At 55.1% G+C, this 16,149-nt stretch carries 19 protein-coding genes; 8 read left to right on the forward strand and 11 right to left on the reverse strand.

Annotated features, from left to right (window positions below; genetic code table 11):
• Positions 1–116 precede the first annotated feature (116 nt).
• The 5 genes from C0557_RS05210 (at position 117) to C0557_RS05230 (ending at position 5,524) form a co-directional block, all read left to right on the forward strand.
• On the forward strand, positions 117–368 hold the full coding sequence (locus tag C0557_RS05210) for a hypothetical protein (RefSeq protein ID WP_007373564.1): 252 nt from the start codon (positions 117–119) through the stop codon (positions 366–368).
• Complete coding sequence (locus tag C0557_RS05215; RefSeq protein ID WP_007373565.1) at positions 365–583, forward strand: hypothetical protein; 219 nt, start codon at positions 365–367, stop codon at positions 581–583. Before C0557_RS05210 ends, C0557_RS05215 begins: the two co-directional genes overlap by 4 nt.
• A gap of 265 nt (positions 584–848) precedes the next feature.
• Positions 849–1,931 (forward strand): LacI family DNA-binding transcriptional regulator, encoded by a 1,083-nt coding sequence (locus C0557_RS05220; protein ID WP_208657731.1) that lies wholly within the window; start codon positions 849–851, stop codon positions 1,929–1,931.
• Positions 1,932–2,036: 105 nt separating this feature from the next.
• Positions 2,037–5,111, forward strand: a complete 3,075-nt coding sequence (locus C0557_RS05225; RefSeq protein ID WP_208657732.1) for a beta-galactosidase — start codon at positions 2,037–2,039, stop codon at positions 5,109–5,111.
• Between the two features lie 59 nt (positions 5,112–5,170).
• Positions 5,171–5,524: a DUF1428 domain-containing protein gene (locus C0557_RS05230; protein WP_043954590.1), complete on the forward strand. Its 354-nt coding sequence runs from the start codon at positions 5,171–5,173 to the stop codon at positions 5,522–5,524.
• An 8-nt stretch (positions 5,525–5,532) separates the two neighbouring features.
• On the opposite strand, the gene C0557_RS05235 is transcribed toward C0557_RS05230, so the two are convergent.
• From C0557_RS05235 to C0557_RS05260, 6 genes are all read right to left on the reverse strand, one after another.
• Positions 5,533–6,078 carry a flavin reductase family protein gene (locus C0557_RS05235; RefSeq protein ID WP_208657733.1) on the reverse strand — a complete coding sequence of 182 codons (546 nt, stop codon included), beginning with the start codon at positions 6,076–6,078 and terminating at the stop codon, positions 5,533–5,535.
• A 29-nt stretch (positions 6,079–6,107) separates the two neighbouring features.
• Positions 6,108–7,682, reverse strand: coding sequence for an EAL domain-containing protein (locus C0557_RS05240; RefSeq protein ID WP_208657734.1), 1,575 nt, complete (start codon positions 7,680–7,682; stop codon positions 6,108–6,110).
• 211 nt (positions 7,683–7,893) lie between these two features.
• Positions 7,894–8,553: a methionine ABC transporter permease gene (locus tag C0557_RS05245; protein ID WP_208662799.1), complete on the reverse strand. Its 660-nt coding sequence runs from the start codon at positions 8,551–8,553 to the stop codon at positions 7,894–7,896.
• A complete protein-coding gene (locus tag C0557_RS05250) occupies positions 8,550–9,341 on the reverse strand; it encodes a methionine ABC transporter ATP-binding protein (RefSeq protein WP_208657735.1) in 792 nt (263 codons plus the stop codon). The genes C0557_RS05245 and C0557_RS05250 overlap by 4 nt, the downstream gene beginning before the upstream one ends.
• On the reverse strand, positions 9,338–10,144 hold the full coding sequence (locus C0557_RS05255) for a MetQ/NlpA family ABC transporter substrate-binding protein (RefSeq protein WP_074776656.1): 807 nt from the start codon (positions 10,142–10,144) through the stop codon (positions 9,338–9,340). Before C0557_RS05255 ends, C0557_RS05250 begins: the two co-directional genes overlap by 4 nt.
• A 25-nt stretch (positions 10,145–10,169) precedes the next feature.
• On the reverse strand, positions 10,170–11,198 hold the full coding sequence (locus C0557_RS05260) for an isopenicillin N synthase family oxygenase (protein ID WP_074776657.1): 1,029 nt from the start codon (positions 11,196–11,198) through the stop codon (positions 10,170–10,172).
• A gap of 264 nt (positions 11,199–11,462) precedes the next feature.
• Between C0557_RS05260 and C0557_RS05265 the strand changes: the two genes are divergently transcribed.
• Together C0557_RS05265 and ykgO are read left to right on the forward strand one after the other, a co-directional pair.
• Positions 11,463–11,723, forward strand: coding sequence for a type B 50S ribosomal protein L31 (locus tag C0557_RS05265; protein ID WP_043954585.1), 261 nt, complete (start codon positions 11,463–11,465; stop codon positions 11,721–11,723).
• A 3-nt stretch (positions 11,724–11,726) separates the two neighbouring features.
• The gene (ykgO, locus tag C0557_RS05270) at positions 11,727–11,867 is read left to right on the forward strand and encodes a type B 50S ribosomal protein L36 (RefSeq protein ID WP_007373577.1); all 141 of its coding nucleotides are present in this window, start codon (positions 11,727–11,729) and stop codon (positions 11,865–11,867) included.
• Here ykgO and C0557_RS05275 read toward each other — a convergent pair.
• Entirely contained in the window at positions 11,864–12,565 is a 702-nt protein-coding gene (locus C0557_RS05275) for a GNAT family N-acetyltransferase (protein ID WP_208657736.1), read from the reverse strand. The genes ykgO and C0557_RS05275 overlap by 4 nt on opposite strands.
• A 97-nt stretch (positions 12,566–12,662) precedes the next feature.
• Here C0557_RS05275 and C0557_RS05280 point away from each other — a divergent pair, with 97 nt between their 5' ends.
• Positions 12,663–14,108 carry a PLP-dependent aminotransferase family protein gene (locus tag C0557_RS05280; RefSeq protein ID WP_208657737.1) on the forward strand — a complete coding sequence of 482 codons (1,446 nt, stop codon included), beginning with the start codon at positions 12,663–12,665 and terminating at the stop codon, positions 14,106–14,108.
• Here C0557_RS05280 and C0557_RS05285 read toward each other — a convergent pair.
• The 4 genes from C0557_RS05285 to tomB form a co-directional block, all read right to left on the reverse strand.
• Positions 14,074–14,553: a YlaC family protein gene (locus tag C0557_RS05285; RefSeq protein ID WP_208657738.1), complete on the reverse strand. Its 480-nt coding sequence runs from the start codon at positions 14,551–14,553 to the stop codon at positions 14,074–14,076. The genes C0557_RS05280 and C0557_RS05285 overlap by 35 nt on opposite strands.
• A 100-nt stretch (positions 14,554–14,653) precedes the next feature.
• The gene (maa, locus tag C0557_RS05290) at positions 14,654–15,214 is read right to left on the reverse strand and encodes a maltose O-acetyltransferase (RefSeq protein WP_208657739.1); all 561 of its coding nucleotides are present in this window, start codon (positions 15,212–15,214) and stop codon (positions 14,654–14,656) included.
• A gap of 65 nt (positions 15,215–15,279) precedes the next feature.
• Positions 15,280–15,498, reverse strand: a complete 219-nt coding sequence (locus C0557_RS05295) for an HHA domain-containing protein (protein WP_007373583.1) — start codon at positions 15,496–15,498, stop codon at positions 15,280–15,282.
• A 23-nt stretch (positions 15,499–15,521) separates the two neighbouring features.
• Positions 15,522–15,896, reverse strand: coding sequence for an Hha toxicity modulator TomB (tomB, locus tag C0557_RS05300; RefSeq protein ID WP_007373584.1), 375 nt, complete (start codon positions 15,894–15,896; stop codon positions 15,522–15,524).
• Between the last annotated feature and the right edge of the window lie 253 nt (positions 15,897–16,149).

The following is a 16,149-nucleotide window of genomic DNA, read 5'->3' on the forward strand; positions in this document are numbered from 1 at the left end:
AGGCAGATTATTTATGGGGATTTTTCGCCCTGTTATAATATTGAAATATAAATCTGGATCGGTTTCATAAGTTCGTGTATTAATTAGCATGTTTATTCACACAAGAAGGGATAATCATGGCCAGTGCAGTATTAAACGTCAAAATTGATGAAGCGCTAAAAGAAAAGCTGCGTCATTACGCAGAAGTAAATAGTGAAAATTTAAGCACGGCGACAGAAAAACTGCTGCTGCTGGCGTTTGAAGCAGCGGAAGAGGCGGGAGTCTCGGAAGACGACATTGACAACCAGCACACGGAAGAAGAGAGTGCAACTCCGTTCACTCCTAAAGAGATCAAAGCATTACGTAAACTCCTGAAGAAGAAAAAATGAACCAACAACTGCTATCAACCGCCAGTAACTACGGCGAAGCCTGTGCGATGTTGCGCTCAGGTTTTGTAAAACAAGTACGACTGGACTGGAATATCGGAAGTGATGAGTTTTTTCGTATCGCATCGGACTGGTGTGACGCTGGCGCGAAAATCAAAAAAGAGGGAAACAGTTTTATTATTTCAATAAAAGGATTTCCTATTCCTCGCCAGCAGTAACCTTGTTGTCATGAAACCGTCATTTAAATTGCATTAAAAACTGTGATGATTGTTTCATAATAACTCTACAGAACCATCTCAAAACACATTACGGATGATGTTTCCGGCGAGCCTTATGGTTCGCCGATATTTCTTTTTATCCCATTATCCCACGCAATATATTTTTTTACCGGTTGTCGTAATTCCTGGTATTTTTCACGAAGCGCTCACAAGCAGATCCGGGCAAAACGGATATACTTATGATCCCTTTGCTGCCAGGAACGCCATGAAAACTATCACACTTTACGACGTTGCCAGCCATGCAGGCGTCTCTTACCAGACCGTATCCCGGGTGATCAATGATGCGGCCCATGTTTCAGTTCGTACCCGTGAAAAGGTGCTCGCCGCCATGGCCGCGCTGCACTATGTTCCCAATCGTGGTGCCCAGCAACTTGCGGGCAAACGCAGCAGAACGCTGGGGCTACTGACTACCGATCTGGCGCTCCATGCGCCGTCACAAATTGCCTCGGCGGTGAAATCCCGCGCCGGTCTTGCCTCCACGAGCGTTATTATTTCGATGCTTGATGAGCATGACGCCGCCAGCTGTAGCGCGGCATTGCAGGAGTTGTTGGCACAGCGTGTGGAAGGCGTGCTGATTAATGTTCCGCTGGAAGATGCGCTGGCGCAGCAGTTGGCGGCACAGGCGCAGCCGACGCCGGTATTATTTCTGGATGTCAGTGATAAGGCGGCCGTTAACAGCCTGGTGTTTGATGCGGAGCAGGGCGCGCGACTGAGCGTGGAACATGTGCTGTCGCAAGGCCACCAGCGCATTGCCCTGCTGGGCGGGCCGCAGAGTTCGGTTTCAGCCCGCGCCCGTTTTAGCGGTTGGCTGGCGGCATTAGCGCAGGCGAAACTGGCCCCCTGCGCCAGCGAGCATGGGGACTGGAGTGCCGCATCGGGGTATGAAAAAGCCCATCTGCTGCTGGCGGGTCCCCGGTTGCCGCAGGCGATTCTGGTGGCCAACGATCAGATGGCGCTCGGCGTGATTCGCGCCTGCGCCGAGAAGGGTATTGATGTGCCAGGCCAGATTTCAGTGGTGGGGTATGATGACACGGCGGACAGCGCCTGGTTTTCTCCGCCGTTGACCACGGTGCGCCAGGCGTTCAAAGAAGCGGGCGAGCGTAGCGTGGACTGGCTGCTTAACCCGCCCGACGAGGAATTGACCCTCAGCCAGATTCGGCTGCCCGTCACGCTGATCGAACGCCAGTCTACCGCTCCGGCGCGCGAACGACAGATCCGCAGCGGTGAAACCCTGGCCCGGCAACTGAGTGAACTGGCGCAGCAGGTTGCCATGCTGGATCGCCGCTAATGCTTTTGTGATCCTCTTCGCTTTCAGCCGATCGCGGGCTTTACCCGCGATTAAAAATGCGTCATTGTTTCCCAAATTGTGAGCGCTTCGCAAAAAAGAGGTTTTATGTCTGCTACCGCGTTAAGTTCGCTGGTTTCCCGCCGCGACTGGGAAAATCCGGCGATCACCCACTGGCACCGTTTACCGGCTCATGCGCCCATGCGTAGCTGGCGCGATGAAAATGCGGCGCGCGATGATGCCGCTTCACCTGCGCGACGCCTGCTGAATGGCGAATGGCGCTTCAGTCTGTTTGGCTCGCCGGAAGCCGTACCAGAACGCTGGATAACAGAGGATTGCGCCGATGCGGTGGCGATGCCGGTGCCATCGAACTGGCAGATGCAGGGATTTGATACGCCCATTTATACCAATGTGACCTATCCGATTCCGGTGACGCCTCCGTTTGTCCCGCAGCAAAATCCGACAGGTTGTTACTCGCTCACATTTGTAATGGAAGAAGAGGCGCTGGCGCAGGGGCAGACGCGGATTGTTTTTGATGGCGTCAATGCGGCGTTTTATCTTTGGTGTAACGGCCAATGGATCGGCTATTCGCAGGACAGCCGCCTGCCCGCCGAGTTTGACCTCAGTAAGGCGCTAAAAGTGGGAGAAAACCGGCTGGCGGTGATGGTGCTGCGCTGGTGCGATGGCAGCTATCTGGAAGACCAGGATATGTGGCGGATGAGCGGGATTTTTCGCGATGTCTCCCTGCAACATAAACCGCAGACGCATATTGCCGATTTCCACTATACCAGCGAACTGAATGCGGAACTGACTCATGCGCAATTGCAGATTACCGTGCAGCTGGCCGGGGCGTTTGCAGAGTGTCGCGTTGCCGTTGCCCTGTGGCGCGACGGAAAAAACGTTGCCGCCGCGCAGCAGTCGCCGGGCAGCGCCGTGGTGGATGAGCGCGGCGCGTGGGCAGAACGCCTGTGCGTGACGCTGCCGGTTGCCGCGCCCGCGCTGTGGAGCGCGGAAACACCGAACCTCTATCGCCTGACATTAACCCTGCTCGACGTCCAGGGAAACGTACTGGAAGCGGAAGCCTGCGACGTGGGTTTCCGCAAGGTGGAAATCCGACATGGTTTGTTGCTGCTTAACGGTAAACCGCTGTTGATTCGTGGCGTAAACCGTCACGAGCATCATCCGGAAAACGGACAGGCCATTGATGAAGCCACCATGCGGCGCGACATTGAACTGATGAAACAGCACAACTTCAATGCCGTGCGCTGTTCTCACTATCCGAACCATCCGCTGTGGTATCGCCTGTGCGATCGGTACGGCTTATATGTCGTGGATGAAGCCAATATTGAAACCCACGGCATGGTGCCGATGAGCCGCCTGGCGGACGATCCGGGCTGGTTGCCGGCCATGAGCGAACGCGTGACGCGCATGGTACAGCGCGATCGCAACCATCCGTCGATCATTATCTGGTCGCTGGGCAACGAATCCGGTCACGGCGCGAACCACGATGCGCTGTATCGCTGGCTGAAAACGACCGATCCGACGCGTCCGGTGCAGTATGAAGGCGGCGGCGCGAACACGGCAGCCACCGATATTGTCTGCCCGATGTATGCCCGCGTCGACCAGGATCAGCCCTTTCCGGCTGTGCCAAAATGGTCGATTAAAAAATGGATCGGTTTGCCCGGCGAAAATAGACCGCTCATTCTCTGCGAATACGCACATGCGATGGGCAACAGTTTTGGCGGTTTTGCCAAATACTGGGAAGCGTTCCGCGCTTTCCCGCGTTTGCAGGGCGGTTTTGTCTGGGACTGGGTTGACCAGGCATTAACCAAAACCGGTGACGACGGGCAGCCATTCTGGGCCTACGGCGGCGATTTTGGCGATACGCCAAATGACCGCCAGTTCTGTATGAATGGGCTGGTGTTTCCCGATCGCACGCCGCATCCGGCGCTGTATGAAGCGCAGCGCGCGCAGCAATTTTTCCAGTTCAGCCTGCTTAGCACCACGCCGCTGGTGCTGGAGGTTGAGAGCGAATATCTGTTCCGCAGCACTGATAATGAATACCTGCGCTGGTCTGTCGCCCGCGATGGCGATGTGCTGGCGCAAGGAGAAATCACGCTGGATATCACGCCGCAAGGCAAGCAGCGTATTGAACTGAACATACCCGCGCTGGAGGCCGCGCCCGGCGAAGTCTGGCTGAATGTGGATGTTTTCCAGCGCGCGGCGACGCGCTGGTCGGCGGCGGATCATCACTGTGCCTGGGATCAGTGGCGTCTGCCCGCGCCGTTGTATATCGCTCCGCATGCGGTGCAGAACTCGCGCCCGACATTGCAGGCCAGCGAGCAGGAATTTGTCATCACGCATCAGTCACAGAGCTGGCACTTCTGTCGCCACAGCGGCAACCTGCAACAGTGGTGGCGCGATGAGCAGCCGACGCTGCTGACCCCGCTGAGCGACTGTTTTGCCCGTGCGCCGCTGGATAACGACATTGGTATTAGCGAGGTGACGCGCATCGATCCCAACGCGTGGGTGGAACGCTGGAAGGCGGCAGGCATGTACGATCTGTCGGCTGAACTGCTTTATTGTGACGTTGAAGAGCGCAGCAACGGGATCGTGGTGAGCACCGCTCAGCGCTGGCTGGGCGCAGGGAAGACCGCGTTTATCAGCCATAAATGCTGGCGAATTGATGGTGACGGCGCACTGCATGGCGATGTCACGGTTCAGGTGGCACGCGATATTCCGCCGCCCGCGCGGGTGGGCCTGGTCTGCCAGCTGGCGGAGAGGCATCCGCAGGTAAGCTGGCTGGGACTGGGACCGCATGAAAACTACCCGGATCGCCAGTTGGCGGCGCGTCAGGGACGGTGGACGCAGCCGCTGTCGGCGCTGCACACGCCCTATATTTTCCCCGGCGAAAATGGGCTGCGCTGCAACACGCGCGCAGTGTGGTACGGCGCACATCAGTGGCAGGGAGATTTCCATTTTTCCCTCGGCTGCTACAGCGATGAGCAACTGCGGGAAACCACGCACCACCACTTGTTGCGCGAAGAAGCCGGTTGCTGGCTGCATCTCGATGCTTTCCACATGGGCGTTGGCGGCGATGATTCCTGGAGTCCGAGCGTGTCGCCGGAGTTTATCCTGCGAGATGAGACGGTGCGTTACGCCTTTTGCTGGCGGCAGAACTAAACTTATCGGGTCTGATGCAGCGGGGCTGTCCCGCTGCGCAGTCATGCGGAGGCCGATGCATGAAATATGTCGATGGTTTTGTGGTCGCAGTGCCAGAGGATGAAAAAGAGGCGTATTGCCAGCTCGCGGCGAAAGCGGCGCCGATCTTCAAGGAGTTCGGCGCAACGCGCATTGTCGAATGTTGGGCTGACGATGTGCCGGATGGCAAACTCACCGATTTTCGCATGGCGGTAAAAGCTGAAGACCACGAAGCGGTCGTCTTCAGCTGGATTGAATACCCGTCCAAAGAGGTGCGCGATGCGGCGAATCAAAAAATGATGGCCGATCCCCGCATGCGCGAACTGGGCAATGCAATGCCTTTTGACGGTAAACGCATGATATACGGCGGCTTTGTGCCGGTACTCGATGAGTAATACAAAACTCAGGAGACTTTGGTGAAAAGCGCTTTGCGCTCAAGCACATCGCCATCGGTACGGAACACACCGTCACCGGTGTAATGCAGCGTTTGCGGCCACGCGGGTTCGCGGTTTACCCGCGCAGCAACCACTTCAAAAATAAAGAAGTTGTAGGTATCCACCATCGCGTCGTCATAAAGGCGGCATTCAAACTGGCCGTAGCACTCTTTAATGGATGGCGCGGACACATGCTCGCTTTTTTCGGCCGTCAGGCCAAATTGAGCAAACTTATCGACTTCATCGCCCGTACAGTTACCAATGCGGGAAACGGTGTCGATCATGCTGGCTTCAGGCAGGTTAATGACGCACTCTCCGCTTTGTCGGATGCGTTCGAAGCTGGCATTGCCACCGGAAATCATGCAGCCGACCAGCGAAGGGGAAAACTCCAGAATCGTGTGCCAGCCTAAGGTCATAATATTATTCCACCCTTGCCAGTGGCTGCTCAGCAGTACCACCGGGCCAGGTTCCAGCCAGTGCCGGACATCGTGCAGCGGCCAGGATTGTTTTTTCATTGTGCTTCCTCCGCGTTGTTAAAACCCTTTTAACAGTAGCAGAGCGCTTTCTCATGAAGGTTATTTTCCGCCCAGCGAATAAACACCTCCGCCGGTAGCGCTTTGCTGTAAAGCCAGCCTTGCCCATATTCCACGCCGCACTGTTTTAACCACTGCAACTGGGCTTCGGTTTCGATACCTTCGGCAACCATCGCCAGTTTTAAGGCTTTTGCCATCTCGATAATGTGCGGCGTTACGGTTTTTTGCTCCAGCGCATCGACAAATGATTTATCGATTTTAATGGTATCGACGTCGAGGTTTTGCAGGTAGCTCAGGCTGCAATAACCGGTACCGAAATCGTCAATGTAGATCGCATAGCCTGCGGCGCGCAGCGTGTTGATCGCCGGGCCGCTAACGACCGGATCGGCAAAACCCCGCTCGGTCAGTTCTAAGGCGATTTGCGACGGCGAAAGCTGCCAGCGCTGTAGTAATTCCGCGAGTAACGTCGGCAGGCCTGGATCCAGCAGATCGGCGGGTTCCAGATTGATAGAGATATGCTGCTCCGGGTGTTGTTGCAGCCATGGCCCCATATCGGCAAACACATTTTCAATAATCAACCTGGTTAACTGCGGCATCAGGCCGCTGTGTACCGCCAGCGGGATAAAGATATCCGGCGACAGAAAAGAGCCGTCCTTTTGCTGCCAGCGCGCCAGCGCCTCGGCTCCGACGATACGCCCGCTTTCCAGCGCCATAATCGGCTGGTAATGCGCCATGATTTCACGGCGATGGATGGCCTCTTGCAACTGATAGTGCGGTGATTGCAGACGACGCAGCACTTTGAGTAAAACAAAGGCGAGCAATAAACTCATCAGCAAGCTGAACGGAACCCAGATAGTCAATAAACGATGCCAGTTTTTTTCCAGCGGCGTGTCCGGCATCCAGGTCACGGTGGCCAGCCCCAGGCTGGCATCGTGTTTAATGTGGTAGGTTGATTCCCGGAAATGCTCTGTCGTTTGCGCGCGTTGCGCCATCTGCTCAAGTACGGCGCGGGGGATCTCCGTGCTGCCCGCGATGATTTGCCGGGTGCTGGTATTGACCAGCGAGAAGTGCAACGGAAGCGAGCCGTAAGAGAGGACATCGATAAACGACTGGGGATCGACCATCACGACATAATGCTCATTACCGATGGCAATCATGTACCGCGATAATCCCAAATCATTGTGACGCGTGAGCCAGACGCGAAAATTATCTGCGGTAATTTTCTTTGGCGGCGGGAAGGGAGACGTTGACGTGCTGCTTTGCAATGATGAGCAGCGCGGCTGAAGATCGTCAACGTATAAGACTTCCTGCACATAGCGATGGGCGTAAGAAGCGCGTTGCATCTCCAGCAGATGTTCGGCGGTACAAACCGGGCCTCGCCAGTTTTCCAGTTGCCGGAGCGCCGCTTTACCTTCGTTAACGACACGCAATGTGCGCATATCCGCCAGCTTTGAGTAGCTCTCAAGCTGATCCATAAATGTTTCTTCAGCCTCGCGATGGGTCATCCAGATACTCAGCCCTGGCGGCAGGATCAGCGCGAGCGCCAGAATCGCGATAATAAGCGTTACCAGCCGTCGATTAGTCATGATCAAAAATCCCTCTTTGATACTGATAAACATAGCGTATCTTTCACCCGCAAATGTTATATCACGCGGCAGCGGTTGTTTTCTTTCTGGATGAGCGGGGTAAAGGAAAAAAGAGTCTGTGGTGCAGGTTAGCTAAGAAATTTTTATCAAACAAGAAGGGATAAACGGCGTCTCTCTCCCGGTTGTCGGGGCAGCGAAACGCCGGAACAGCTTATCGGCGGTGTGCCAGTCGGCGAACCAGGCGATCTCCCACCATCTGCACGCCCTGTACCATCACCACCAGGATAATCACGGTGCCGAACATGACCTGGTTGTTAAAGCGTTGATAGCCGTAACGAATGGCTAAATCGCCCAGTCCGCCACCGCCAATGACGCCTGCCATCGATGAGAAGCCAATCAGCATCACCACCGTTAAGGTAATCCCGGCCAGCAGCGTGGGAAGCGCTTCCGGCAACAGCGCTTTCGCAATCACATGCCAGAGGTTACCGCCCATGGATAAAATGGCTTCAATGCGCCCGTAATCCACTTCGTCGAGCGCGGTTTCCGTCAGGCGCGCGAAGAAGGGAAATGCGCCAATGGTCACCGGCACGACGGCGGCGGTACTGCCCAGCGTGGTTCCGATCAGTAATCGGGTAAAGGGGATCAGCGCAATCAGCAGCACAATAAATGGCAGCGAGCGGCCAATGTTGATAATCGTACCGAGCAGCGCATTCAGCTTTGGCATTGGCGCTAAGCCATTGCTGCGGGAAATAAACAGCAGTACGCCCAGCGGCAGACCAATCAGCACGGTAAAGAGTGCCGACAGGCCGACCATGTAAATGGTCTCCAGCGAGCCGTTTAACAGCAGCGGCCAGAGATCCTCCCAGCTCATGCGACCCCACATAATGGCCTCCCGGTCACACCATGACGGGCAAGAAATGCCTGCTCTGCCTGCGGATCGTGCAGCAGCGCCTGGCGCAGCCGCGACCACGGAGCGACCAGCAAATCAGCGAGTTTTCCGCTCTCTATGACTTCGCCATTTTCCAGCAGCGCCGCGTGATCGCACAGCGTTTTGACCACTTCCAGTTCATGGGTGATCAACACAATGGTGAGTTGCAGTTTTTGGTTGATGTCCGCCAGTAGCTCCAGCACTGACGCGGTAGTTTCCGGATCCAGCGCGCTGGTGGCTTCGTCGCACAGCAGCACATCCGGGTGTGCCGCCAGCGCTCTGGCAATGCCGACACGCTGTTTTTGTCCGCCGGAAAGCTGTGACGGGAAGGCGTGCGCTTTTTCGCTTAATCCCACCAGCCACAGCAGTTCTTCTACGCGCGCCTGACGCTGCTCTTTCGCGACACCGGCGATTTCCAGCGGCACGGCGACATTATCGGCGACCGTACGCGCATGCAGTAAATTGAAGTGCTGGAAAATCATGCCGGTGCGCAGACGGTGCTCGCGAAGCCCGGCCTTATCCAGTTGGGTGATGTCATTACCGTTAACGATAATGCGGCCCGCAGTGGGCCGCTCCAGCAGATTAAGGCAACGGATCAGCGTACTTTTCCCGGCGCCGCTGCGCCCGAGGATGCCGTAAATCGCGCCTTTCGGTACGCTCAGCGACACCTCTTTTAACGCCGGTCGGCCTGCTCCGGCGTAGATTTTACTCAGCCCTTCAATCTCAATCATGACTGCGGCGCAACCGGGATCACGGAACCGTTATATTGCTTGCGGATAAACTCCGCGACCTGCGGTGATGTCAGATCTTTGGCCAGTTCTTTGATGCGCGGATCGTTAGCCAATTGCGGGTTGGTAACCAGAATATTGGCATAGGGGTTGTGCTTCGCACTTTCCAGACCGAGCGCATCTTTCGCCGGGCTTAGCCCTGCTTCCAGCGCGTAGTTGCCGTTAATCACCGCCAGATCGACATCATCCAGCGAGCGCGGGATTTGCGGCGATTCAATCTCCAGGATCTGCAAATGTTTCGGGTTCTGCGCGATGTCTTTTGGCGTCGCCAGCGTGGTGGCCGGATCGGTAAATTTGCTGTCGAGCTTGATCAATCCCTGGGCTTGCAGCAGGAACAGAGCCCGGCTCAGGTTCGTGGCATTGTTCGGCACGGCCACTTTGGCGTTATTCGGCAGCGATTTGAAATCCTTGTATTTATGTGAATAGATGCCGAGCGGTTCAATGTGTACCGTCGCGGCAACGGCAAACGTCTTGCCCAGCGCCTTTTCCTGATCCTTCAAGTAAGGCACATGCTGGAAGTAGTTGGCATCGACATCGCCGTTCGCCAGCAGCTCGTTAGCATTGGCGCCGTTGGTTAACTCAATGACTTTCAGATCCAGTTTCGGATCGATCTTTTTGATGTAATTGAGGATCTCCGCGTGCGGCACCGGGTCGGCGGCGACGCGCAGCGCTTCAGCCTGGGCGGAAGTCCATACCAGAGAAAGAGACAGTGCTACCCCTGCCAGAGTAAAAGCGGCATGTTTCATGATGTGTGTTCCTGTGTTGTTATGGTCAGACGATCAATTGTTCAGTGCGTTCGCGCAGCACATCGCGGTAATAACGTTCCGCCACATCCGGATGGGAGCGCAGGCGGCCTTTCAGGTAGTTCCAGCCGACGTCGCGCAGCAGCGGATTGTGCGGATCGCTCTCCGGCCCGCGCGCCTCTTGCGCCAGCTTCGGCGGCAGGGTGTACAACGGCACCACCGCATCAAGCTGGGCGCCGAGGAAGAAAGCAATCGACAAACGCTGCTGTTCCGCCGGGGGCGAAACCACGCGGTGAACGGTGGCGCGCAGATAACCGTTGGTGGCCAGTTCCAGCAACTCGCCAATGTTGACGACGAAACTGCCCGCCAGCGGCGCGGCATCGATCCAGTGGCCTGGTTCGACTTCCACCTGCAGCCCTTTTTGCTCGTCCTGCAGCAGAAAACTGAGAAAGCCGGAATCTTTATGGGCGCCAACGCCTTGCGCGCTCTGGGTCGAGTGCTGGCCAGGGTAACGGATCAGTTTGATATGCTCGTTCGGTTTATCGCCATACAGCGCGTCAAAGGCATCCGCAGGCAGTTGCAGTGCTTCGGCAAACGCCCGCAGTAGTGTGATGGCCATACCGGTCATCGCCTTTTGCCAGGCGAGCAGGGCGGGTTTCAGCGTAGGCAAGGCTTGCGGCCAAAGATTCGGGCCTTGTAAACGTCGCCAGCCGGGATCGCTGTCGCTGAACTGCAGCGCCGGGCGTTCCGCGCCAATATCGAACTGTTCGCGCCAGTCCGGCTGCCCGCGGGTTATCTCTGAGGCTGCGCGGTTATAGCCACGAAAATGGGGGGAGTGGATCATCGCCACTTGCTGTTTTTGCTCATCAGTCAGGGCGAAAAAACGTCGGGATTCTTGCTGGACAGCGTGTTGCAGTGCGTCATCGACGCCGTGGTTAATCAGGTAGAAGAAGCCGATATCGCGCGCAGCGTGGCGCAGATCGGCAAGAAAGCGTTCGCGTTCAGCGCCGTGTGTGTAGCGGGAAAGATCGAGGATCGGTAACGTCGTTGCGTTCATTGTGTTCTCCGAAGGCAGTCAATAATCGTGTTCTGGTCAGGCTCAGGGTTCGGGGACAACAACAGCGCATTTTCTTTTTCCTCTTCGTCAGGTGTGATGACAGCTTGCCTCAGGGGCAACAATTCAACCAATAACGTTCTTTTCTAATATATGTTCGCGCAGGATCACGTGCTTTTGCGAAAAACGCATAACGCGGATGGCTTGAAATGGAGAAATAATTTCGATAGACTTTTGTTATGTTATAACAAAACAGATGAGCGAATTATGAAAGCTGATATCCATCCTCACTATCGTACGGTGGTTTTCCACGACACCAGCGCCAACGAGTACTTTAAAGTGGGTTCAACCATTAAAACGGAACGCGAAATTGAACTGGAAGGCGTGACCTATCCGTACGTCACCATCGACGTTTCGTCGGCGTCGCATCCTTATTACACCGGTAAACAAAAAGTGATTGCTAATGAAGGCAGCGCGGCACGTTTCCAGCAACGTTACGGTCGCTTTTTTAGCGATAAAAAGGAGTAAGTGATGCAGGTGCTGAATTCATTGCGCAGTGCGAAACAACGCCACCCTGACTGCCAGATTGTCCGGCGCAAGGGGCGTTTATATGTGATCTGTAAATCCAATCCGCGTTTCAAAGCGGTGCAAGGCAAAAAGAAAAAACGTTAAGCGCGAAGTGATGCCAGGGAACTGCGCTGCTTGCCATCGGCCGTGAAGTTGTCGGCGGCAAGCCAGCGTTGCAGCGCGCGGTCAATCTGTGGCCATTCACTGTCAATAATTGAAAACCAGTCGGTATCGCGATTATGGCCTTTGAGCACCAGCGCCTGGCGGAAACGGCCTTCATACTGAAAACCGAGACGCAGCGCCGCCTGGCGTGAAGGCGCATTCAGGCTGTTACACTTCCACTCGTAGCGCCGGTATCCCAGCGTGGTAAAGGCATAGTTCATCAATAGCCATTGCGCTTCCGTCGAGGCGGGCGTACGAGCCAGCAACGGCGAGAAATGCACGCTTCCCACTTCCATAACACCGTTTTTCTCATCAATACGCATCAGCGCGAGGCTACCGACCGGCTGCGAAGTTTTGTTGTCTATGACGGCAAAATGCAGCGGATCGTGCAGCGTGCAGGTGCTGGCTATCCAGTCGCGAAATGCCGCTTCATCTTTTTCCGGCTCCCGCAGCAACCACGTCCAGCTCCGGTCATCGCCTGCTTGTTGATGCGCCTGAAACAGCGCGCTGGCGTGCTCAGTGCCCAGCGGCTCAAGACGGCAATAACGGCCCTCGAGAGTAACACGCTGCGGGAAAGGGCGCGGCTGCCAGTCGGGCAACGCATCGCCGATAGGTTGTTGATAGTGATTGAACTGGCTCATGGTGTCTCCTTGTGTATGCGGAAGCAGCGTAACGCCGTGCTGGTTCCATAAGAAGAACCATAAGGTTATAGTTTTATGGAGCCACGCGGAGAAAATAATGAATATTCCTGAGGAAGGATTGTACGCACTGCTGCGCCGGGCGCTGGAGGAGCGCGCCAGCCTGACGCGCCAGCGCGCGCTGTATGTGGCGTTGCGCGATGCGGTACGGCAGGGGATGTTAAAGCCCGGCAGCCTGTTGCCGGGATCGCGCGTACTGGCGGAGAGGCTGCATATTTCGCGCAATACCGTGAATGCGGCGCTGGAACAGCTGGCCGTTGAAGGGTATGTGTTGCGCGATCGCCAGGGAACACGAGTGGCGAAACTGGCAACAGTTGAGCGAACGGACCCAGCACCATCGGTAACGCTCGCGCAGCGTGTACAACAACTGCCGGGCGGGGCTTTACGTCATTCGCCCGCGCTGGCGCTGACGCCTGGCATTCCGGCGGCAAATTACTTCCCGCTGGCTGTCTGGCGACGGCTGGCTGAACGGGTGTGGCGCGATGAAGGCAGCCTGTTATTGAATTATGGTGAATCCGCCGGTGAATGGCGGTTACGTGTAGCGATAGCGCGCCATCTGGCGATATCTCGCGGCATTGATTGCGATGCTGAACAGATAGTGATCACCGAAGGCGCGCAGGAAGCGCTGATGCTTTGCGTGCATTTGCTCAGTGACGTGGGCGATCATGCATGGGTGGAAGAGCCGGGTTACGGAGGAGCCAAAAGCGCTTTTCTCGCCGCAGGCCTGGACGTTTCGGGGATGCCGATCGACGACGAAGGAATGGTGCTGAACTCTGCGGCCCCGCCGCCGCGCATGATTTACACTTCGCCGTCACATCAGTATCCGCTGGGCAAGGTAATGAGCGCGGCCCGGCGGCTGGCGCTGCTGGACTATGCCCGGCAAGTGGGAAGCTGGATTGTAGAAGATGATTACGATAGTGAGTTTCGCTATCCGGGCGAGCCCATTCCGGCGATGTCAGGCATGGTGGCGAATCCGCCCGTGGTTTATCTTGGCACTTTTAGTAAAACCTTGTTTCCCTCGTTGCGTATCGGTTTTATGGTGATGCCGCCCGCGCTGGCGCAGGCTGCCGGGCCAGCAATCGGTAGTTTGTTACGTGGCGGTCATCGTGCCGAGCAACTGACGCTGGCGCGTTTTATTGAAGATGGGCACTACGCACGTCATCTCGCCGCGATGCGTCGGCTGTATCGCAAGCGGCAAGCGCATCTGCTGGAAGCCGTTCGCAATGAGCTGCACGTTGCGCATCAGGTTTATGGCGGCGGCGGTGGGCTGCACTTAACGCTGGCGATCCCGGGGATTGATGATGAGGCGGTGGTCCGCGCGGCGCGGCAATGGCAACTTGCGCCCCATGCATTAAGCCGTTTCTGGCTGCACAAAAGTGCTGTATCCAGCGGGCTGGTTCTGGGTTACGGTAATACGTCCGCCAGCCGGTTTACGGCGGCGGTACGTACGCTTAACCGATTGATTGAGCAGTCTCGGGGCGGGTGAGGGTGAAGACGTCGTAAAACGAGAGTTCGCCCTTACGCGCGACCATTTTTTCCAGCCGGGATTTGCTCTCTTGCTCGACCTGCGGGGATTGCAGGATCGCGTTAATCAAACCTGACGGAACAAATCGCGTGTTGTACCACTCGCCGTTATAGCAGACCCGGAAATCGAGCACATCGATATCTTCGTAGTGGTAACGCGGATAAACGTCAAAAAAGAAGAAACCGTTCAGAACCACGAAGAGCACGATCAATAGCCAGACGGAGCCGGAGAGGGTTTCGGACTGCAGCATCACCGCCAGCGTGGCAAGCCAGGCCAGATACATGCCGACAAACAGGCCGGGGTGTTTGCGAATAAAACTGATGCTGAAGCGCGGGCGGTTATCCCGTTTCTCGCGCTGGTTGATCTCTTCAATCGTTTCGGTGAGCAGCCGCTGTATCTCTGTCATCTTACGCCTTTACTGATACTGTTTTGCAGGTGGACACGCTATTTTAAGTTGCCATTTTGTATGAAAAAAGTAACAGTTTTGCCGCAAAAAACGATAACAGTTAGATGGCTGGCAGAGGTTTGATGATACGCGCCGGGTTGCCGCCGACCACGACATTGGCCGGAACATCTTTCACGATGACCGCGCCGGAGGCGATGACGGCGTTATCGCCAATCGTTACGCCTGGGTTGATAATGGCGCGGCCACCTATCCAGACATTGTGACCAATGGTGACAGGTTTGCCATATTCCACGCCGCTGATGCGTTCGGCGGCATCCAGCGGATGCGTTGCGGTGTAGATATGCACGCCGGGTGCCAGCATACAGTTATCGCCGATATGAATTGGACAAACATCGAGCATGACGCAGTCGAAATTGGCGTAGAAATTGCGGCCGAGAAAAATATTGTAGCCATAATCGCAGCGAAAATTCGGTTCGATATAGGCCCCATCACTGTGGCCGAGAAGGCTGGAGAGAATATCTTTACGCTCGGCTTTTTCTTCCGGCGCCGAATGATTGTATCGATGCAGCAACTGCCTGGCCCGCAGACGATCGGCGCGCAAGACTTCATCTGCCGAAAGGTAGGGCAATCCGGCAATCATTTTTTGCTTTTCGTCATTCATCTGATTCGAAGACACTCGTCACGGAATCTGAACGCTCTGTTTGCGCAGAAAAAGAGTTAGCAGAATTATCGTACAAATTTCCACACGGAGGAGGGGATTTTGTCATACAGCTTATTCATGGTCAGTTCTGCCAGACGATGATCGGCTGCTGAATAAAACACCGCGAGTTCCTCATCCGGAAGTTCGTATTTATTTTTTTCAATTACACGTTCAAGGGTATCAATTGTCTGACAACGTCTGAGACGCATCAAATAATCAACTTTTGTTAATGGTTTTTCGGACATACCTTCACCTTAGTGTTGAAAAATTAACAAGAGTGGCTAACAGGATTAGCCTTGCTTACATTGACGAAGCAGCGGAACAGCTTGTTGCCTGTTTTACGCCATTTCTGTAAGTCATGTGTATTTATGCCATAGCTACTGAACAACATAAACGTATCGTCAAGATATTCGTCTATCTGTTCAATCAGTTTATTATCTTCATTGTACTTAATTTTATAATTAAGTGCGAAGGTCGCTATGTGTTCTATCAGCTCATTTAACTGCAGATTGACCGCTGATGTAGGATCGTTAACCCACCCATGATGGCTCTCTTCGAGATTAACAAGGCAGTCATGGTACAGCGTTTCGCAGAGAAATTTGAGCTGCGCGATATCATGCCTTTTTGGCGAGTATTCGTCCATAACGCATCCCCTTCTGAGTGGTAATTTTTTTACTGACCGACTGCTGTTTCAGGATGGGAACTTCTGCTCTGACCAGAGACAGACGCTGCTTTATGTTTGTCAATATAACTATAAGCTAGTCTGAATGGGATTTCATTGTGCTATCACGAAAAATTACAAATAATGTTTTTTTTGAGAAAAATGGACAAAATAGGAACATGACGTCGGGATGAAGCTTGTTACGCCCGTGGGCGTTATTGCTTGTTCATCCTTG

This window comes from Kosakonia sp. MUSA4 (assembly GCF_013085925.1).
GTDB classification, from domain to species: domain Bacteria; phylum Pseudomonadota; class Gammaproteobacteria; order Enterobacterales; family Enterobacteriaceae; genus Kosakonia; species Kosakonia sacchari_B.